Source organism: Deinococcus wulumuqiensis R12 (assembly GCF_011067105.1).
In the GTDB taxonomy this organism is placed as follows: domain Bacteria; phylum Deinococcota; class Deinococci; order Deinococcales; family Deinococcaceae; genus Deinococcus; species Deinococcus wulumuqiensis.
Map to the genome: position 1 here is coordinate 73,407 of NZ_CP049357.1, position 19,384 is coordinate 92,790.

The window sequence follows — 19,384 nt, forward strand, 5'->3', positions numbered from 1 at the left end:
TGTCAACGGTCACGCGCACGTCGCAGCAGGACGGCCCCCAGAAGGCCCAGGGCGGCCAGGCCCGACCAGCCTGTCCGGGCGCGTTGCGGGCGTTCCAGCGCGGCCCGGCCTTCCAGCCAGGCCCGCAGAGCCTCCTCGTGCGGGGTGGCGGGTGGCGCGGGGCAGGTGGACGGGGGCAACTCCAGATCGGCGTGCAGCACCGTCGTCAGGTACCTGTTTTCCTGGGGGTGCCCACTGCGGGCCGCGAGCTGCTGGCCGGTGCGCCGCAGCTCTGCGGGGTCGGTGGTGTTCGGCATGACCCAGGGCGCCAGCGCCAGAAAGCCGGGACGCGGCTCGGTCAGCACGTAACTGCGCGGCTCGGGCGCTTCGGCAGCGGGGCCGGTAATGGCGCTCTGACCGTCGAAGGTCAGGTCGAGCAGGTTGCCGACCACCATCGGGTTCACGGCGTAGCGAATGGTCGGGCTGTTCTCGGTGACGGCCCAGCTCGATTCCAGCCAGGCCACCGGCTGGTCGCGCACATGGGCCGGGTCGGGCGGCAGGCCCTCGGGCGCGGTCCAGGGCGCGGCGTTGGCGTCGGGCTGAAGCAGCACCGTGCAGCCCTGCTCTTCCAGGCGTCCAATCACGTCGCGGCGAAAGGCGTCCAGGCTGATCGCCACTCCCAGGTCCCCGACCGGGGTGGGAAAGACCCGCAGCTCGCCCAGTCGGCCCGGCGTCAGGTCCACGCCGCCCGCCTCCTCGGCAGGGGTGAGGTGAACCTTGTCGGTGCAGCCGATCAGTTCGCCTTCCGGCCCGAACAGCACCGTCTGGTTGGTCAGCACGCCGGGTTCGCGCTCTAGTCCGGCAGCGCTCAGTCGGTAGCGCGGCAGTGGGGCCGAGCCACAACAGAGGTACACCCCGTACTCGCGGGCGAGGTCGCGGCAGGTTTCCAGGTACAGCGCGGCGTTTGCGTCGCTGCCTGCCAGTTGCAGGGCGCGAATGGGAGAAACGCGCTCGCGCAGCAGCACCGGCAAAGCCCGCCGCAGCCGCCGAACGAACAGTGCCGCCGCCGCCCGCTCGAAGGTGCCGAGCCGCGCCGCCCAGCTGTCGCCGCGCAGGACCAGCGGCAGGCCGTTGAGTTCGGTCAGGACGACCAGGGTGGGCCGGTCCGCCGCGAGGTGGGGCCGCGCCGCTTCCAGTTGCGAGCGCAGCCAGCGGCGAAAAGAGGCGTTGTCGCCGAAGTCCTGCACCGACCAGCGGGGCTGCACGGCGACAGCGCGAAAGCGGCGGGTGGGGGCAGACATGGCCCGATGCTAGAGCAGTTCTCCGAAGTACGCGCCCTGTGGAAAGGCGCCCCAGGTCACTTCTTTCGCTCTTTCGGAGTTTTGCAAGTCGGACGAAAACACTAAGTTTTTTCTGTTCAAGGCTCTGACGGCCCAGGCCCCCGGTTCCCACCTCACATTCGCAGGTGGCCGGAACATGACACCGTGAAGCATGTTCAAACCCTCAGGAAAGCGGCGGGACCACGAACCGGGCACGCAGGGCGACGTGGGCCGGGACCTGCCGGGGCGTGTGCGGGCGCTGGCGACGCAGCTCGCCGGGCGGGCGCTGACCGACCCCCGCGTGCAGGACGTGACCGGCAGCCTGCGCGGGCGCGGCGAGGAACTGCGCGGTCAGGTGCATGACCGGGCCGAGCAGCGGCTGGAAGAACTGATCGAGCAGCGTCGGCAGGAGCGCGGTTTGTCGCCGGAAGTGGACGCGGCCCTGGCCGCCCGGCGCCACGAACGCGAGCAGCGGGCCGCCCAGCAGCAGATACGGGCGCAGGCCCTCCAGCACGCGGTGACCCCCGAGGAGCGACGGGTGCTCACCCGCGTGGCCGACGCCTGCCCACTCAGCGGGGGCCAGCCGCCCGCCCCGCGTTACACCGCCCTGCTCGACGCGTTGGCTCCGGGAGGGGACGCCGGGCGTGAAATGGCCATACACCGGGCCATCTGGGGCCTGGCCGAACGCCGGGTGCTGGCGGTATCGGCGCACGGCGAGGTGGATTTCGGGCCGCTGGTCACGGGCTGGCCGGTGGAGGGGGCAGGGAAGTCAGGGGCAGACGGAACACCGCAGGAAAGCGAGGGGAGAACGTCCCCCTGATGGGCGCGGACGCTCACGGAGCCGGCGCTCTGGTGCCCGGACGGTATGCTGTGACTTATGGCAGTGTCCGGTTTCGCAAGCCCTGACCGCTGGGCCAGGGTAAGGAGAGTGGAACGCCGAGCAGGGTGAGACAAGTGTAAGACCCCCGCGCTTACAGTCCTTGACGGGTGCCCAAGGGAGCGCAAGTGTTCAGCCGACTGGCCCCAGATTCAGGCAAAGAGGCGGATGATAGATCTTGGCCATTTACGGCGACTTCGAGTATCACGCGTTCAACGACATCATCAAGGTGCTTCAGCGCCACAGCGGGGTGCTGTTCATGCGCACCGCTCTGGCCGGACGCAGCGTCGAGCTGCATCTGCGGCAGGGCACCTTGCAGGCGGTGTTTGTCGACGGCTTTCCCGTCAACGAGCCGCTGCGGGTCCGCGACACGGTAAGACAACTGGTCAGCGGCGCACGCGGCGAGTACAGCTTTGAGGCGGGACCGACCGAGTATCAGCTCGCGCTGCCCATGAACGAGCTGATCCGGGAAGCGCTGAGCGGCAGCGCCATTCCCGATCAGCAGTTGCCGCATCAGGACACCCGCTTCGAGGTCGTGGCGTCGGCCCAGTCCATGCCCCTGCCGGAGTCGCTGCGGGCGAGCTGGGCGTCTCTCTCCCCGCTGCTGCGCGGTGGGGCCTCGGCCAGCGACCTGGCCAGCCAGTTGCGGGTCAGCCTCCCTGAAGCCCGGGCCGAGCTTTACCGTTTTCGCGCCGCTGGCCTGATTGCCCCGCAACGGGCCGCCGCGCAGGCCCAGGCCAGCGCCCAGCCCGCAGGCCCTGTCCGCAGGCTGCTGAGTGCCCTGCGCCGACTGACTGGAGGAAGTGCCGCATGATTCCCATGAAACTCGTCGTCTCCGGCCCGGTCGGGGCAGGCAAAACCACCTTCGTTCAAACCCTGTCCGAAACGCCGGTGGTCAGCACCGAGGCAGACGCCAGCGAGGACATCGGCAAGGCCACCACCACCGTCGCCTTCGATTTCGGCACGCTGGTTCTCGACGGCACTGAGCTGCACCTGTACGGCACCCCCGGCCAGGACCGCTTCGACTTCATGTGGGACGTGCTGTGCGAAGGCGCCCTGGGTCTGGTGCTTCTCGTCGCCGGGGACCGCCCGCAGGACTTCCTGCATGCCCGGCACATCCTCGAATTCATCACCAGCCGGAACCCGGTGCCGTTCGTGGTCGGTGTGACCCGACAGGACCTGGACGACGTCTGGAGTCCGCAAGACATCGCCAGCTATTTCGACCTGCCTTCAGAACAGGTGATCGGTTTGCAGGCCACCGAGCCCGACAGCGCCCGGCAGGTGCTGATTCACCTGCTCGAAGCCCAACTGACCCCCGAGCCTCGGCTCGACCCCAATTCTCAGCTCGACCCCAATTCTCAGCTCGACAAGGAGACCGCATGACCGCACCCGCCAGCAAGCAGCAACAACTTCAGGCCACCCTCCAGAGCCTCCGCACCTCCCTGCCCGAACTGCGTGGCGCCCTGGTGGCGACCACCGACGGTTTGCCGATTGCCCAGACCTTCAGCGACACCACCGACTCCAACCGCGTGGCCGCGATGGCTGCCACCGCCCTGGGTCTGGGCAAGCGCATCAACGACACCCTCGGCACCGGCGACCTGACGGAAATGTCGGTCAGCGGCGTCGACGGTCAGGTGTACGTGTACGCCACCGGGCGCAAAGGCGTGCTCGCCGTCGTGACCCCCACCGGCATGAACCTCGGCCTGCTGCACATGGAAGCCCGTGACGCGGCGCGCACCGTCGCGCTCGTCCTCTGATCGGCTGATCGGCACTCCGCTCGTTTCCTTCTTCCTGAACCTTCCCTTTTTCAAGGAGTCCTTCCATGAACGAACTGCGCCCCACCCTCGGTGATTACAACTCTGTCGTCTGTTTCAAGGCCGTGATTACCGGCATCGAAGACACCCTCGGCCCGGACGGCGCTGCCGTGGTGTTTACCCGCGCGGGCAAAGTGCGCGGCCACAAGCTCGCCGGTGAACTCGGCGTGACCGGCAGCAACGTGCCCACCGAGCAACTTGCTGACCTGCTCAACAGCGCCATCGGCAAGGACGGCACCCGCCTGACCGGCGTGCACAGCGTGGTCAAGGACGGCGACAACTACATCGTCGATTGCTTCGACACCGTGTGCAGCGCGGGCGAGGAGCAGGGCAGCGACCGCAAGTGCACCTTTACCCTCGGCGCAGTGTGGGGCGCGCTGGAAGCCATCACCGGCCAGACCTTCCTCGGCGAGCACACCGAGAGCGTGCTGCGCGGCGGCGAGTACGACCGCTTCGTGTTCAGCCCGCTCTAAACAGGCAGCAAAAGAGGGGCACGTCCGCAATTTGGTAGTTCGTTGGAACTATGACCGACAGGGAGCGCCACAGGGCAAGCTCAGAAGATCGCGGATTGTCCAGCACTGCGAAGTCAACCCAATCGCCATCGCTGGTGTCTGCTGAAGGTACTTTTTCCGTCCGATAGGTTCTATCAGCGACTGACGTAGTCCCCTTTGCGTCCTACACCAGTTGTAGACACCCTGAACCAGATGAGCCAATGTCACTCGATGAAAGGGAAGCCTCGCAAACGCGAGGCTTTTGCGTACCAGATGTGGATTCATCCGTCGAGCCGTCGCGTTCTGGCGCTCCACTGCTGAGGTATTTGGCGTGGTGTAGCCAAGGCTCTGCAATTCTTGGTTGACCCGTTTCTGCGTTCCAGCTGCAATCTCTGTCCTTACGCCCACGACCCGCTTCCCGCTGTACTCCTTGATGACGCGGACGTGGGCCAGGCTCCGTGGGATGCGGTAAGCCTTTTGTGGAAAGCGACCACGCTTTCCCTGTCTCGGTGGCTGCCACGACGTACCGAACAATTCTGGAAATAAGCTCTGGTAGGGCAAATATCCATCAGTGAATAGGACAAGGTTGTTGGGAGTGGCAAGTCGTTTCCTTGCGCCGATCAGCAGAACCTTCGTCAATTCGGCTGTTCTGGCCCCAACTTGACCTTCAATGACGAACTTGCTTTTGGGGTCAACGACGGTGAAATCCCAAGCTTGCTCAGCTTTCTCGCCAACGAAGCTATGCCGCTCGTCGGCTTGCATGCTCGTGACCTCAAGGTCACGAGCATGCTGACTATGGAACTGCTGTAAATGAACGCCAGCCTGACGCATAATTCGGGCAACGGTTGTGCGATGACAGCGTGTGAGGGATGCTGTAGATGAGAAGCAATTGCCATGGGTGAGATGGTCAACGACGCTGTCAATGCGCTCAGGTGGTAATTTGCTACCCCAGTACGGCGTGCCCTTGGTCTCACTGAAAGTGGTTCCACAGGTGCGACACCGCAAAAGACGGCGCTTGTCTGATCCGTAAAACCTCCGAAGCGTGATGTTCTGACGGCCTGACTGCTGAAAGTCTGGACAATGGGGGGTCTGGCAAACGAAACTATCGAGCGGGAGAGATGAAAACACGCCCGGAGATAGGCTCCGGGCGCTCCCATTTCAACCCCTGTCGGTCATAGTTCCAGACAACTACCCCGCAATTTGGACGCGCCCCTCTTTTTCGTTTTGTCTACATCCCGAAGCGGGCGTAGATGTCGTCTACATGCCGCAGGTACCACTGGAGGTCGAAGGCGGCGCCGAGTTCCTCGTCTGACAGGGGGTTTTCGGGGTCGGCGCGGAGCAGGTCGCGCAGGCCCTCGCCGCTTTCCCAGGATTTCAGGGCGTTGCGCTGCACGATCCCGTAGGCCGCCTCGCGCGTCATGCCCTTGTCGTCGATCAGGGCGTGCAGCACGCGCTGGCTGAACACCAGACCGCCGAGGTCGTCCAGATTTTTGAGCATCCGCTCGGGGAAAACGACCAGGTCGCGCAGCACCCCGGTCAGGCGGCGGGTGGCGTAGCTGGCGCTGGCGGTGGCGTCGGGCAGAATCACCCGCTCGGCGCTGGAATGGGAAATGTCGCGCTCGTGCCACAGCGCCACGTTTTCCAGGCCCGTCGCCAGAAAGCCGCGCAGCAACCGGGCAAAGCCGGTCACGTTCTCGGTCAGGATGGGGTTTTTCTTGTGCGGCATGGAGCTGCTGCCGGTCTGCCCCTTGCCGAACGGCTCCATCGCCTCGCGCACCTCGCTGCGTTGTAGGTGGCGGATTTCCACCGCGATTTTCTCCAGCGTGGTCCCCAGGATGGCGAGCGCGGCCAGTACCTCGGCGTGGCGGTCACGGGCGAGCGTCTGGTTGGTGACCGGCGCGGCGTGCCAGCCCCAGCTCTCGGCGACTTCTTCCTCGATTTTGGGTGAGACGTGCGCGTAGGTGCCCACCGAGCCTGAGAGCATGACCACCTGCACGCGGCTCCGGGCAACCTGCAAGCGCTCGAGGTCGCGGTCGAGCGTCGCCATCCAGTTCAGGAACTTCAGGCCGAAGGTCATCGGCTCGGCGTGGATGCCGTGGGTGCGGCCCACCGTCGGCGTGTGCTTGTAGGTCAGCGCCTGCGTGCGGCACACCTCGCGCAACGTCTGCACGTCGGTGATGATGAGGCCCAGCGCCTCGTCGAGCAGCAGATTCTGTGCGGTGTCCACCACGTCGGTACTCGTCAGGCCGTGGTGGATGAAGCGGGCCTCCTCGCCGTAGCGCTCGGTCAGGGCGCGGGTAAAGGCGACGATGTCGTGCCGGGTCACGGCCTCGATTTCGGCCACCTTGACCGCGAAGGCGTCGTCGAGCGGGTCGGCGGCGCTTTTCTCCATCAGCGTGGCGTAGGCCTCGGCGGGCACTTCGCCATGCCGCGACTGCGCTTCCATGGCGCTCAGCTCGACCTTGAGCCAGGCGCGGTACTTGTTCGCCTCGCTCCAGAGAACCTTCATTTCGGGGGTCAGGTAGCGGTCAATCATCGCCGCTCAGGGTAACGGATACGGAGCGGCGCCCCACGCGAGGGCCGAAAATTCAGCTGTCCTGCGTTCCGGCGTCCCCGGGTGACAGCCGGAAACCGTGCGGCAGAAAGTCACGCACCAGACCGCTGACGATGTCGCCCTGGCTGTTGGTGCAGACCACCCGGGCGTCCGGCGCAAACTCGAAGAGAATCTGTCGGCAGGCCCCGCAGGGACTCGCGGGCGGAGAAGCCTCCGAGTACACCACGAGGTCGGTGAAGGTGCGCCCGCCCGCCGTCGCCAGCGCCTGCACCGCCGACTGCTCGGCGCAGCGGGTCAGGCCGAAGCTGGAGTTTTCCACGTTGGCGCCGAAAAAAACCTGCCCGTCGGGGGTCCGCAGCGCCGCGCCCACCCGGAAGCGGCTGTACGGCGCGTAGGCCTGCTTGAAGGCGGCCTGCGCCCCGGCAAGCAGCTGCGGGTCGGGGGTCAGGTTCAGGGCGTTCTGGGTCGGTCTGGCCGCAGTCGGTTCAGTCACGGGGCAACTCTACGGGAACGTCGAAGGGGTCGTACTCGGGCGCCCGCTCGACGCGCACCCGGGCGACGCGGCGCTGGTCGGCCTCTTCCACCGTAAAGGCCCAGCCGCTGTGGACGAAGCTCTGGCCGACCTCGGGAATGTCCCCGAAGTGGTTGGTCATGAAGCCCGCGAGCGTGTCGTACTCGGCCTCGCCCTCCTCGATGTCGGTGCCCAGCCGCTCCTCGACCTCGTGGACGGTCAGCCCGGCGTCCATCAGGTAGATGCCCTCGGCGATGACGATGATGGGCTGCTCCTCTTCCTCGTCGGTCTCGTCGTAGATTTCGCCCACGATTTCTTCGATGGCGTCTTCCAGCGTGACCAGACCCATCGTGCCGCCGAATTCGTCCACCACGATGCTCATGTGCGACTTCTTGGCCCGCATCTTGGCGAGCAGGTCCTTGATCTTCATCGCTTCGGGCACGAAAAACACCGGGCGCATCACGTCGGCGATGGTGAGGTGGTCGAGTTCGTCGAGGTGCCGCAACACGTCGCTGGTGTGCGCGATGCCCACGATGTTGTCGGCGGTGTCCTGATAGACCGGCACCCGCGAGTAGCCGTGCTCGGCGTTGAGTTCGAGCAGTCGGCGCAGCGGCAGGGCGCTGTCCACCGTCACCATGTCCACGCGCGGGCGCATGACTTCGCGCACGGTGGTGTCGGACAGGTCGAAGACGTTGTAGACGAGTTCCTTCTCGCTGTCTTCCAGCACGCCCTCCTGACTCGACGCGCTGACGATCATGCGGATTTCCTCTTCGGAGTAGGCGGCATGGTGCCCGGCGACCCCACGCAGGCCGAAGGCCCGGACCACGCCGTTGCCGAGCGCGTTCAGGCCCTTGATGGCCCACTTGAACACCAGCGTGAAAGCGAGCAGCGGGCGGGTCACGAGCAGCGAGACCTGCTCGGCGCGTTGCAGTGCCCAGCTTTTGGGCGCCAGCTCACCGAAGACGATGTGCAGGATGGTGCTGATGGCAAAGGCCACCCCGAAGGCAATCGCCTTGCGCTGGCTTTCGCTCAGGGCGGTGTCTTGCAGCAGCGGCTCCAGCAGGTGCTCGATGGCCGGTTCAGCGACAAAGCCGATGGCCAGACTCGCCATCGTGATGCCGAGCTGCGTGGCGGCGATGTACAGGTCCAGGTTTTGCAGGGCCTTTTGCGTCGCCTGCGCGGTGGCGTTGCCTTCCTCGGCGAGCTGGTCGATGCGGGTGCGGCGCACGCTGACCAGGGCGAATTCGGCGGCCACGAAAAAGCCGTTCATCAGCACCAGGGCAAACAGCGCCACGATTCCAAGAATGTCGTTCATGCAGTGACGCGCTCCATGTTCGCGTCCCGGTCATCCGCCTGGCACATGCTGCCCGCCGCGTGGCCCCGTTCAGAAAACAGGGCAAGGCGGCGTCGGTGTCCGGTCATGGGAATCAGCCACAGTAAAAAATCCGCCTGCTGGCGGGCTTCGCTGGGCGCTCGTGAAGAGCCAGAACTGGGAGGCTCCATAGCAGCGGCGACTATACCACGTGCCCCCGCCTCAATTGTTCGGCTCCTGACACCCTGACTGCCCTCTGATGGCGCAGCGAAGTGCGCGGCCCCTGGGAAGGGGAAAACCTGTCGGTATAGGTCTTCTGGCCTTCCTCTCACTCGGTCGGTCGGCTGGCCCGGCAGCATGGACCCATGACCAAAGACGATGCCCAGAACCCCAACCCCGCCAACTCCACCGCCGTGGAAGAAGGTCAGGCCCGCGACATGAACATGGAACCTGGCCGGGGCGCTCGCCAGGAGCCTGGTGCCGACATGTCCCAGGACACCCTGGAAGAGAACGTGGACACCGGCAACACCAAGTACACCGCGCTCGATAGCGAATAATTCCGTTCGACTGGAAGGAAACGGCTCCTGCTGCGGCAGGGGCTTTTTTTCGGCCCACCGAGGTCGCTTCGGTCCGGGGTCGCGTCGGCTCAGACGGATTCCGATTGAATCTGGTAGTTTCAGATTCAATCCGACTTGCAAAGCTGCGCAGCAGAGCGGATGCGAGTAGGAAAAAATACGGGTTACGCGATATGGATGCACAGGCGGCGCTTTCCCAACTGTATAGGCCCGACTGTGCAGGAATGAAGCGGAATCCGTATCAGGGGCGGGCGGCCAGTTCGTGCGGCGGGTGCGGGTGCGGCTGCGTCCAGGCCATGCGGGTCTTCCAGCGTTGCCCCTCGGCGGTGTCGTCGGGGAAGAACATCCCTGGCCCAAGCCGCGCGAAGCCGGGGGGAGCGCAGTCGTCCGCCCAGCGAATCGCCACCAGCACGGGGCGCCCCGCCACGCTCCTGAACACCGGCTCGCCGTTGAGGTCGCGCACCCAGTCCGGCGAACTGTGCCAGCGCTGGGGCAGCGCGGGAAGGCTGAAAACGGAAGGCGGCAGGGGCGGCAGGTCAGGCATACGGTCTCCGGGCAGGGGATAGGACGGCTGTTCCCGCCGACGCAGGGCGTGCAGGAAAACCTGGGGTGACGAGAAGAAAGACTTGCTTCGACCCCAATCTTGACACGAGACAAGCTAAAGGTGCAAGAGGTGACTTTGGCTGCCTCTGTGACTCTCCCGGCGACGAAAAGAGAGGCGCAGGAGTCTGTCCTGGCCTCTCTACCTCGGTTCACCTTGATTCGGCTTTGCCTACTTCACCACGATGTTGATAATCCGCCCTGGCACGTAAATCTCCTTGACCACCGTCTTGCCTTCCAGGTATTTGGCGACTTCGGCGTTGTCCCGCGCCGCGCCCAGCGCTTCTTCCTGGGTGGCGGTCTTGGAAATGCTGACCTCGCCGCGCACCTTGCCGCTGACCTGCACGCCGATGGTCACGGTGTCGCGCACGGCGGCTGCCTCGTCTACGGCAGGCCACTGGGCGGTGTGGACACTGCCTTCTTTGCCGCGCTCACTCCAGATTTCCTCGGCGATGTGGGGCACGACGGGGGCCAGCATCCGGTTGAAGATGTCCAGCGCCTCGTCCCAGACGGGCGTGCCGTACACGGGGCTGCGCTTGGCCTTGACCAGCGCGTTCGTCAGTTCCATCAGCGTGGAAATGATGGTGTTGAAGCTCATGCGCTCGAAGTCGTCGCCCACTTTTTTCAGTGCCGAGTGAACGGCAAAGCGCACGTCGGCGTCCGTCATCTTTTCCTCGGGGCCACTGACTTTTTCCTCGAAGAACAGGTTCCAGACGCGGGCCAGCCACTTGGAGGGGCCGTTGATGCCCTGCGAGTCCCAGGGGCCGCCAATTTCCCACGGCGCGATGAACATCAGGAAGGCCCGCACGGTGTCGGCCCCGTACTCGCTCACCAGGTCGTCGGGGTCTACGACGTTGCCACGCGACTTGGACATCTTTTCGCCGTCCTCGCCCAGAATCATGCCCTGGTTGCGCAACTGGGCGAACGGCTCGTGCTGCGTGGTCAGGCCCATGTCGCGCATCACCTTCGTCCAGAAACGGGAGTACAGCAGGTGCAAAATCGCGTGCTCGATGCCCCCGGTGTACAGGTCAACGGGCAGCAGCCCCGCCTTGCTGGGGTCGAACGGCCCTTCATGGTAGTCGGGCGACAGGTAGCGGTACATGTACCAGCTGGAGTCCACGAAGGTGTCCATCGTGTCGGTGTCGCGCTCGGCGGGGCCGCCGCAGACGGGGCAGGTGGTGGCCTTCCATTCCGCGTCCAGCTTCAGGGGACTCTGGCCGGTGGGGGTGAATTCCACGTCCTTCGGCAGCTTGACCGGCAACTGGTCTTCGGGGACGGGCTGCGCGCCGTGTTCGGGGCAGTGGACGAAGGGAATCGGCGTGCCCCAGTACCGCTGGCGGGCAAACAGCCAGTCGCGCAGGCGGTAGGTGGTCTTGGCCCTGGCGATGCCGCGCCCTTCCAGCTTGGCGACGATGGCCGTGATGCTCGCTTTGCCGCCGGGCATCCCGTCGAACTCGCTGGAGTTCACGATGTGGCCTTCGCCGGAATAGGGGGCTTCGGGATTCTCGCCCATGCCTTCTGCGCCTTCGGGCCGGATGACTTCCTTGATGGGCAGGCCGAACGCCTTTGCAAAGGCGAAATCACGCTCGTCGTGGGCGGGCACAGCCATGATGGAGCCGGTGCCGTAGGTGACCAGAACATAGTCGGCAATCCAGATGGGCAACGGCTCGCCCGTGACCGGGTGGGTGGCGTAACTGCCCGTCCAGACGCCGGTTTTCTCGCCTTCCTGCTGGCGCTCCACGTCGGTCTTGCGCCCGGCGGCTTCCACGTAGGCTTCCACCGCGCCGCGCTGCTCGTCGGTGGTCAGCGCCGCGACCTTGGCATGTTCGGGGGCCAGCACCATGAAGGTCGCGCCCATCAGCGTGTCGGGGCGGGTGGTGAACACCGTTTCGCCCCCCACGGGCGTGTCGAAGGTGACTTCCGCGCCGACCGATTTGCCGATCCAGTTGGTCTGCATGGCCCGCACCTTTTCGGGCATGTCGGTGTGCGAGAAGTCCAGCAGTTCGTCGGCGTAGTCGGTGATTTTCAGGTACCACTGGCTCAGGTTGCGCCGCTCCACGGGGCTGCCGCAGCGCTCGCAGTGGCCGTTCACGACCTGTTCGTTCGCCAGCACGGTCTGGTCTTTGGGGCACCAGTTGACCAGGCCGCCCTTCTTGTAGGCCAGCCCGCGCTTGTACATCTGAATGAAAAACCACTGGTTCCAGCGGTAGTACTCGGGGTCGGAGGTCGCAAACTGGCGGCTCCAGTCGATCATCGTCCCCATGCGCTGAAACTGCCCCGTCATGTGCTCGATGTTCTTGTACGTCCAGTCGGCGGGGTTGATGCCATGCTTGATGGCGGCGTTCTCGGCGGGCAGGCCGAACGAGTCGAAGCCCATCGGAAACAGCACGTTGTACCCGCGCATCCGCAGCCAGCGGGCGCGGGCGTCGGGCGCGACGTTGGCGTACCAGTGCCCGATGTGTAGGTTGCCGCTGGGATAGGGGAACATGGTCAGGGCGTAGAACTTCTCGCCGGGCGCGTTTTCGTCGAACTTGTACAGGCCCGACTCCTGCCACTGTGTTTGCCATTTTTGCTCAATGGCGTGCGGGTTGTAGCGCTCGGCGCGGGGGGGGACGATGTTGGGTTTGGTCGGTTGGGTCATAGGTGCTCCTTGAGGGGTTGATGGGTGATGGTTCCGCTTCGCTGATGGTTGATGGAGAAAAGAGGCTGAGGCTTTTGCAAATGCTGAGGCTGGTCTATCAACCATCACCCATCGACCATCAACAAAAAATCGCCCCGGCGCACACGCTACCGGGGACGACTCGCACGCAGCTTGAAGCTAGGCGAGGCGTCCCCGGTCGGTAAGCGCAGAGCGAATCACGGGTCAAGTGTAACGGATTGGATAGGGGCGGGCAAAGGGAAATGTCGGGAGACATTCCATTATCCTGGGGCATGTCTCGACCTACCGTCTTCGAATTGAGTGACAGGATTATCACCTTCCTCGCAGACGAAGGGATAGCGCCGAATGGCCTCTTTGATGCCGATTGGCGAAAAAGTGGTGTATACGCCGTTCTGGACTGCGTTTTTAGTTCTCAGGTCAGGTTTTCGGTGGTCGAAAAGGCGCTGGCTACCTTTGCCGAAAAGTCGGGGTTGCGAGATACTCCAGAACTCACTTTCTCCGGGTTCCTTGCTTTCGTGAGAGATGAGACTGACGTTCGTCCCAGCACCGAACGATTTGATTGGGTGGCGGAACATATCTTCGGCTATAGAGGCAAAATCTCTGGGCGCACCAAAGTTGAAGTGGCGTATGACGTGTGCGAGTTTTTTGCCGCCAAGGGCTATGAAACCAAACGCGACTTGCAAGCACTTCCGGCAGGTCAACCTTTCACCTGCACAGATACGGGCGAAAGTGGCGAGCTTGAGCGTCTGGTCATGCAAGGCATCGTCAATTTGGACGGCAAATCGCCGTACAAAGTCAGAGGTATGGGCCTCGCGTTGGGAGCCTACCTGCTGATGTGTCTGGGGCGCACCGATTTCGTCAAACCGGATACTCTCCTGCTGCGCCGTGTGGGGCATATCGTCGGTCGTGGCTGGCAACCCAAAAGCGGCGATGAGGCAGATTATCTACTGATTCGTCAGGCGATCTCCTGCGCCGCTGAGCGGCTAGGGCAGCCTGCGGCCGCTGTAGACCACGCCCTCTGGAAATACGAATCGGCACGCAGTTGAAATGAGGCGTTTGCGGGCAATGCCTGCTTTCGCTTTACTCCCCATGCCCGTACCCCGTCAGCGTCACAAAAGTTCGCCCCGGCTGGTGCTCGGCGAAGTACATCACCTGGTCGCCGCCCTTTCTGAGGATGGCTTCGAGTTGAATGCCGTCGTCGGGTTTGCGGCTGACCACCGCGTAGCCCGCGCCCTGCATCAGTTTCAAGACGGTTTCGGCTTGGTCTGCGGGGAGGGCGAACTGCTCGATGCGGGTTTTGCCGCTCCTGACCTCACCGCGCACCGTGTCGGAATCGGGGCATTCGGGCTGGGCGTCGGCGGGGAGGGGAGACACGCCCCAGACCTGGGCGGGGTCAGCAAAGCAGTATAGCGGAGTATTGGCGGGAGCACAGGCCGTGAGCGGCAAGGCCATCAGCAGGCTCAGACTCAGAACAGGCGGGCGTACACGGCGCATGAGGGGCAGCATAGCGGGCGAGAGTGACTCAGAGCATTTCGCATAAAAGGCCGCGTTTGCAGCTTTTCAAGTTCGCTCGGTTCATCCAAAGATGAACTGCGATCTATCTCACAACGACTCCTGACCGCTCGGTAAGCCAGAGGTATATACTCCGCTGCATGACCGCGACTCCTCCTCCCGCCGCCACTGGCATGGACACCAAGGCCACGGGGCGCACCAAAATCATCCTGTTTCTGACCATCTTTATCGCCATGCTGGGCCTGAGCGTGCTGTTTCCCATCATCGGGCCGCTGGGCCGCGAGCTGGGGCTGACCCCGGCGCAAATCGGCTGGTTTTCCACCGCCTACTCGCTGATGCAGTTCATCTTTTCGCCCATCTGGGGCAGCCGCAGTGAGCGTCAGGGCCGCCGCCCGACCCTCATCATGGGCCTCGTCGGATTTTCGGTGAGTTTCGGGCTGTTCGGCCTGCTGGCACAACTCGGCATGAACGGCGGCCTGGCGGCAGGCACCCTGTTCGCGCTGCTGGTGGCCTCGCGCGTCATCGGCGGCATCTTTTCCAGCGCCACCCTGCCCACCGCGCAGGCGATGATGGCCGACATCAGCAGCGAAAAAGACCGCGCCGCCAGCATGGGCCTGATTGGCGCGGCGTTCGGCCTGGGCGTGGTGTTCGGCCCGGCCATCGGCGCGGCCCTGAGTGGCATCAGTCTGATTGCGCCGGTGTACTTCAGCGCGGGCCTGGGCCTGTTCACGGCGGCGCTGGCTTACTTTCTGGTGCCTGAAACGCGTCACCCCGGCATGGCGCAGGCCCAGCAGGGAGACCGCCGCGCCCTGCTCGGCAAGGGGGCCATTCCGCTGTTTCTGGCGGTCAGCGCCCTCTCGACCCTCGCCAGCGTGGGCATGGAGCAGACCATCGCCTTCTACGTGCAGGACGCCATGAACCTCAGCGGCTCCCAGACCGCCAAGACGGTGGGCGGCATGCTCGCCATTTTCGGGATTCTGGCGGCGCTGGTGCAGGGCGGCGCGATTCGGCCCCTGAGCAAGAAACTGCCCCCCACCCCGCTGATTCTGGCCGGGCTGGTCGTCATGGCCGCCGGGATGTTCCTGATTCCGCAGACCCACGCCTACTGGCCCATCACGGCGGCGCTGGCCCTGGTCGGCGTGGGCAGCGCGATTCTCAGCCCGACCCTCAGCGCGGCCCTCAGCCTCAGCGCAGGCCGCGACGAACAGGGCGCAGTGGCGGGCCTGAACTCCTCGGCATTGGCCCTGGGCCGCATGGTGGGGCCGCTGCTGGCGACCAACCTCTACCAGAGCGTCGGGCACGGTGCGCCCTACGTCGCCAGTGGCGCGATTCTGGCAGTGCTGTTCGTGCTGACGCTGCTGATGCGCCCCAAGGTTCAGCCGCAGGCGACGCCGACGGCCTGAAGGGGTTGAGGGTGGAGAGGGGAGAGGGGTCTTTAACCCTCCGCTCTCCACCCTTCCCCCTCTACCCCCTCCCTGTATCCTGCCCCGGATGACTCGCCCGCCTGCCCGCTCCGCTGCTCCCCGTCGTCCCCAGCCTTTCAACCCGGCCCGCGAAGTCGCCGTGCGCGTCCTGATTCGGGTGCTGGCGGGCGAGGGCTTCGCGGCGACGGCGCTTGACGCGGCGCTGCAAAGTGCCCGGCTGCCGGGACGGGACGCGGGGCTGGCGACCCACATCGTCTACGGCACGCTGCGGCATTTTCCTTCGCTGGACGCCGCGCTTACGCCGCTGCTGACGGGCAAGACCCACCCCAAGGCGCGGGCGCTGCTGCTGGCCGGGGCCTTCGAAAAACTGCATCTGAACACGCCGCTGCACGCGGTGGTCAACGAATACGTCAACCTCGCCCGTGACGCCCGACTGGCCCCGCCCGGACTGGTGAACGCCGTGCTGCGCCGGGTCGAGAAGGCCGACGTGCCCGAGCTTCCCGCGTGGCTGGCGGGGGTGTACCGCGAGGCGTACGGCGAGCAGACGGAGGCGGTGCTCACCGACCTGTTGACCCCGCAACCGCTGTGGCTGAGCCTCTCGGACGCGGGCGTGCGGATGCTGGAAGAGGACGGGAACGTGGTGTTTCCCGGCCAGCAGGGCACCGAGCGGGTCGAACTGGCCCAGCCGCTGCGCGAGACGCGGGCCTTTGCCGATGGGCAGGCGCAGCCCATCAACCCCGCCAGCCTCGCCTGCGTGGACGCGCTGGGTGAGGTCAGGGGGGCGCGAGTCCTTGACCTCGCCGGGGGGCTGGGCATCAAGGCGGCGATGCTGGCGACGCGGGGGGCCGACGTGACCAGCGTGGACGTGGTCGCCCGCAAGCACGAGGCGGCCCGCGCCAACCTCAGGCGGCTGGGGCTGCGGGCCGAGTTCGTGACCCACGACCTGACCGCGCCGCTCGACCTGCCGCCCGCGCCCTTCGTGCTGCTGGACGCGCCCTGCACCGGCAGCGGCACCCTGCGCTCTCACCCCGAAATCAAGCTGCGGCTCACGCCGGAAGCGGTGGACGCGGCGGCGCAGTTGCAAGCCCGGATGCTGCCCAACGCCGCCGCGCTGGTCGAGCCGGGGGGCGTGCTCGTCTACTCCGTCTGCTCGGTCACGCTGCAGGAGGGGCCAGGGGTCGTGGCCGGGTTTCTGGCAGCCCACCCCGACTTCACAGCGGAAGCGGTGCCCGGACTGGACGTGCCGCACGTCCCAGCAGGCGCGGGCGTGCTGACCGTGCCGGTGGGCGGCGTGGACGGCTTTTTCATGGCAAGGCTGCGGCGAAAAGGGGAGGCGATTTCGGAGCTTTGACGTAAAGAGGTCGCTGCTTCGCCTCCTTTCAACCCCTCATACGGATTCCGATTGAATCTGGTCGTTTCAGATTCAATCCGACTTGCAAAGCTGCTCAGCAGAGCGGATGCGAGTAGGAAAAAATACGGACTTCTGCGATATGGATGCACAGGCGGCGCCTTCCCAACTGTACAGGCCCGACTGTGCAGGAATTAAGCGGAATCCGTATGAGGAAAACCGCCCGGCCACCGAAACTACCGCCATTTGCACAGCGCCAGCGTTAGAGCCGCCTGTCCCCTTTGGGGAGAGGGGTTTGGGGTTGGGGCCAAAAGCTGAAGCTAAAGCCTCTACGCTACGACCCCGCCAGAGCCTTCTTTTCAAGTCCTACCGACGTATCAGCCTGTCTCAACTGCTCTAGCCCTGCTTGTACCCGGTCACTTTCCAGCCGCACGCGTCCACCTTGCTCAGCGTGACGGTGCCGGGATAGCGCCCCTGCACCGCTTTGCCGCTCGCCCGCTCGGTGGCGCGGATGCTCAGGGTGCCGCGCACGGTGGCGACCTTGCCCCGGATGGTCGGTGCCCCGATTTGCACGTCATGGCGCACGTTGCTGTACAGGAAGCCGTACACGAAGGCCGCCGTGTTCATGCGCTGCGTGACGGTGGCCCGCGCCGCCGCCTGGGCACGCTGCGCCGACTGCGCGGGCGTGCAGGCCAGCGCGGAACTGCCGAGGGTGAGGGCAAGCAGGAGGGAGAGAACCCGGTTCATGCGCCGCGTTTTACCGCCTCGCCCGGTGAACTGGCTGAGGGCGAGCGTCAGGCCAGGGTCAAAAAAACCTCCCCCGCGGCCAGGGGAGGAACGCGGGAAGCTCTGCTCATACGGATTCCGATTGAATCTGGTCGTTTCAGATTCAATCCGACTTGTAAAGCTGCGCAGCAGAGCGGATGCGAGTAGGAAAAAATACGGATTCCGCGATATGGATGCACAGGCGGCGCTTTCCCGACTGTGCAGGAATTAAGCGGAATCCGTATCAGGCTTTCTGGCCCAGTCCCAGCGCGGCGTCGAGGGCGACCTCGATCATGCCGTTGAAGGTGAGCTGCCGCTCCTCGGACGTGGTTTCCTCGCGGGTAATCAGGTGGTCGCTGACGGTCAGGATGGTCAGCGCGCGCACGCCGTGCTTGGCGGCGACGGTGTACAGGCCCGCCGCTTCCATCTCCACCGCCAGCACGCCGAAGTCCTTCCAGATTTTGTACTGGTCGAAATCGTCATGGTAGAAGGTGTCGCTGCTCATGATGTTGCCGACGTGGGTGCGAAAGCCGCGCTCCTGGGCAATCTGGTAGGCCCGCAGCAGCAGCTCGAAATCGGCGATGGGCGCGAAGGTCTTTTCGCCGAAGCGAATCTTGTTGACATTGCTGTCGGTGCTGGCCGCCTGCCCGATGATGATGTCGCGCACCCGCACGTCCTCCTGGTAGCTGCCGCAGGTGCCCACGCGAATCAGGTTTTTGCAGCCGTACTGGGTAATCAGTTCCTCGGTGTAGATCATGCAGCTCGGAATGCCCATGCCGGTGCCCTGCACGCTCACGCGCTGGCCCTTGTAGGTGCCGGTAAAGCCCAGCATGCCGCGCACCGTGTTGTGCTGCACGGGGTTTTCGAGGAACGTTTCGGCGATGTGCTTGGCCCGCAGCGGGTCGCCGGGCAGCAGGACGGTTTCGGCAATCTGGCCGGGTTCGGCATTGAGATGAATGCTCATATCGACAGGGTAGCCCATTCGGTATCCTGGCCTCATGACGAATCTCAAAGAAGTCACCCCCGCCGAGGGGCAAAAGCTGGTGCAGGGCGGCGCACTGCTGGTGGACGTGCGCGAACAGGAGGAGTTCGACAACGTCCACGCCGAGGGCGCACAGCTCATTCCGCTCAGCGAGTTCGAAAGCCGCTACGCCGAACTGCCCAAGGACAAGCCGCTGGTCATGATCTGCCGCAGCGGGGCACGCAGCCAGCGTGCCGGAGAACTGCTGCTGGAACAGGGCTACAGCGACGTGGTCAACCTCAAGGGCGGCACGAACGCCTGGCTCGAAGACGGCCTCCCCTCGGTGCGCGGCCAATGACGCTGCCTACCGAAGAGCAGGTGCTGGAGGCCCTCAAGGTCGTCAAAGACCCCGAAATCCCCGTCAACGTGGTCGACCTGGGCCTGATTTACGGCGTGGACGTGATGGAAGATGGCAAGGTGGACATCACCATGACCCTGACCAGCGTGGGCTGCCCGGTGCAGGATCTCATCCGCGCCGACGCCGAAATGGCCGTGGGCCGTCTGGACGGCGTGAACGATGTCAACGTGGAATTCGTCTGGACGCCGCCCTGGGGGCCGGACAAGATGACCGAAGACGGCAAGCGGCAGATGCGGATGTTTGGGTTCAACGTGTAAGTGTAGAG

At 64.9% G+C, this 19,384-nt stretch carries 21 protein-coding genes; 11 read left to right on the forward strand and 10 right to left on the reverse strand.

All coding sequences use genetic code 11. From position 1 onward, the window contains the following. Nucleotides 1–2: 2 nt before the first annotated feature. Nucleotides 3–1,280, reverse strand: coding sequence for a nitrilase-related carbon-nitrogen hydrolase (locus tag G6R31_RS00365; RefSeq protein WP_017870931.1), 1,278 nt, complete (start codon nt 1,278–1,280; stop codon nt 3–5). A 190-nt stretch (nt 1,281–1,470) separates the two neighbouring features. Between G6R31_RS00365 and G6R31_RS00370 the strand changes: the two genes are divergently transcribed. From G6R31_RS00370 to G6R31_RS00390, 5 genes are all read left to right on the forward strand, one after another. Beyond that, entirely contained in the window at nt 1,471–2,118 is a 648-nt protein-coding gene (locus G6R31_RS00370) for a hypothetical protein (RefSeq protein ID WP_017870932.1), read from the forward strand. A 235-nt stretch (nt 2,119–2,353) separates the two neighbouring features. Beyond that, nucleotides 2,354–2,989 carry a DUF4388 domain-containing protein gene (locus tag G6R31_RS00375; RefSeq protein WP_017870933.1) on the forward strand — a complete coding sequence of 212 codons (636 nt, stop codon included), beginning with the start codon at nt 2,354–2,356 and terminating at the stop codon, nt 2,987–2,989. Continuing rightward, complete coding sequence (locus tag G6R31_RS00380; protein ID WP_017870934.1) at nt 2,986–3,558, forward strand: GTP-binding protein; 573 nt, start codon at nt 2,986–2,988, stop codon at nt 3,556–3,558. Before G6R31_RS00375 ends, G6R31_RS00380 begins: the two co-directional genes overlap by 4 nt. After that, a complete protein-coding gene (locus G6R31_RS00385; RefSeq protein ID WP_017870935.1) occupies nt 3,555–3,932 on the forward strand; it encodes a roadblock/LC7 domain-containing protein in 378 nt (125 codons plus the stop codon). The genes G6R31_RS00380 and G6R31_RS00385 overlap by 4 nt, the downstream gene beginning before the upstream one ends. Nucleotides 3,933–3,997: 65 nt before the next feature. Further along, complete coding sequence (locus tag G6R31_RS00390; RefSeq protein ID WP_017870936.1) at nt 3,998–4,462, forward strand: hypothetical protein; 465 nt, start codon at nt 3,998–4,000, stop codon at nt 4,460–4,462. 48 nt (nt 4,463–4,510) lie between these two features. Here G6R31_RS00390 and G6R31_RS00395 read toward each other — a convergent pair whose 3' ends face one another. From G6R31_RS00395 to G6R31_RS00410, 4 genes are all read right to left on the reverse strand, one after another. Then, a complete protein-coding gene (locus tag G6R31_RS00395; protein ID WP_444542367.1) occupies nt 4,511–5,608 on the reverse strand; it encodes an IS1 family transposase in 1,098 nt (365 codons plus the stop codon). Nucleotides 5,609–5,708: 100 nt separating this feature from the next. Next, nucleotides 5,709–7,016, reverse strand: coding sequence for an adenylosuccinate lyase (gene purB / locus G6R31_RS00400; RefSeq protein ID WP_017870938.1), 1,308 nt, complete (start codon nt 7,014–7,016; stop codon nt 5,709–5,711). 52 nt (nt 7,017–7,068) lie between these two features. Beyond that, nucleotides 7,069–7,527 carry a cytidine deaminase gene (gene cdd / locus G6R31_RS00405; RefSeq protein WP_017870939.1) on the reverse strand — a complete coding sequence of 153 codons (459 nt, stop codon included), beginning with the start codon at nt 7,525–7,527 and terminating at the stop codon, nt 7,069–7,071. Beyond that, nucleotides 7,520–8,860, reverse strand: coding sequence for a hemolysin family protein (locus G6R31_RS00410; protein WP_017870940.1), 1,341 nt, complete (start codon nt 8,858–8,860; stop codon nt 7,520–7,522). Before G6R31_RS00410 ends, cdd begins: the two co-directional genes overlap by 8 nt. 362 nt (nt 8,861–9,222) lie before the next feature. On the opposite strand from G6R31_RS00410, the gene G6R31_RS00415 reads away from it, so the two are divergent. Then, nucleotides 9,223–9,414, forward strand: a complete 192-nt coding sequence (locus G6R31_RS00415) for a hypothetical protein (RefSeq protein WP_017870941.1) — start codon at nt 9,223–9,225, stop codon at nt 9,412–9,414. 259 nt (nt 9,415–9,673) lie between these two features. Here G6R31_RS00415 and G6R31_RS00420 read toward each other — a convergent pair whose 3' ends face one another. Together G6R31_RS00420 and leuS are read right to left on the reverse strand one after the other, a co-directional pair. Then, nucleotides 9,674–9,976, reverse strand: a complete 303-nt coding sequence (locus G6R31_RS00420; protein ID WP_017870942.1) for a hypothetical protein — start codon at nt 9,974–9,976, stop codon at nt 9,674–9,676. Nucleotides 9,977–10,204: 228 nt separating this feature from the next. Next, entirely contained in the window at nt 10,205–12,673 is a 2,469-nt protein-coding gene (leuS, locus tag G6R31_RS00425) for a leucine--tRNA ligase (RefSeq protein ID WP_017870943.1), read from the reverse strand. Between the two features lie 290 nt (nt 12,674–12,963). Between leuS and G6R31_RS00430 the strand changes: the two genes are divergently transcribed. Next, nucleotides 12,964–13,737 (forward strand): hypothetical protein, encoded by a 774-nt coding sequence (locus G6R31_RS00430; protein WP_017870944.1) that lies wholly within the window; start codon nt 12,964–12,966, stop codon nt 13,735–13,737. 34 nt (nt 13,738–13,771) lie between these two features. On the opposite strand, the gene G6R31_RS00435 is transcribed toward G6R31_RS00430, so the two are convergent. Then, complete coding sequence (locus G6R31_RS00435; RefSeq protein WP_152423679.1) at nt 13,772–14,185, reverse strand: hypothetical protein; 414 nt, start codon at nt 14,183–14,185, stop codon at nt 13,772–13,774. 158 nt (nt 14,186–14,343) lie between these two features. Here G6R31_RS00435 and G6R31_RS00440 point away from each other — a divergent pair, with 158 nt between their 5' ends. Together G6R31_RS00440 and G6R31_RS00445 are read left to right on the forward strand one after the other, a co-directional pair. Continuing rightward, entirely contained in the window at nt 14,344–15,606 is a 1,263-nt protein-coding gene (locus tag G6R31_RS00440; RefSeq protein WP_025567973.1) for an MFS transporter, read from the forward strand. Between the two features lie 88 nt (nt 15,607–15,694). Continuing rightward, nucleotides 15,695–16,978 (forward strand): RsmB/NOP family class I SAM-dependent RNA methyltransferase, encoded by a 1,284-nt coding sequence (locus G6R31_RS00445; protein ID WP_081608286.1) that lies wholly within the window; start codon nt 15,695–15,697, stop codon nt 16,976–16,978. Between the two features lie 393 nt (nt 16,979–17,371). Here the strand turns inward: G6R31_RS00445 and G6R31_RS00450 are convergent, their stop codons facing one another. Continuing rightward, nucleotides 17,372–17,722: a hypothetical protein gene (locus G6R31_RS00450; protein WP_017870948.1), complete on the reverse strand. Its 351-nt coding sequence runs from the start codon at nt 17,720–17,722 to the stop codon at nt 17,372–17,374. A 262-nt stretch (nt 17,723–17,984) separates the two neighbouring features. After that, entirely contained in the window at nt 17,985–18,704 is a 720-nt protein-coding gene (gene deoD, locus G6R31_RS00455) for a purine-nucleoside phosphorylase (protein ID WP_017870949.1), read from the reverse strand. 34 nt (nt 18,705–18,738) lie between these two features. Here deoD and G6R31_RS00460 point away from each other — a divergent pair, with 34 nt between their 5' ends. After that, nucleotides 18,739–19,059 carry a rhodanese-like domain-containing protein gene (locus tag G6R31_RS00460; RefSeq protein WP_017870950.1) on the forward strand — a complete coding sequence of 107 codons (321 nt, stop codon included), beginning with the start codon at nt 18,739–18,741 and terminating at the stop codon, nt 19,057–19,059. Then, complete coding sequence (locus G6R31_RS00465; protein ID WP_017870951.1) at nt 19,056–19,376, forward strand: metal-sulfur cluster assembly factor; 321 nt, start codon at nt 19,056–19,058, stop codon at nt 19,374–19,376. The genes G6R31_RS00460 and G6R31_RS00465 overlap by 4 nt, the downstream gene beginning before the upstream one ends. The last annotated feature ends 8 nt before the right edge of the window (nt 19,377–19,384 follow it).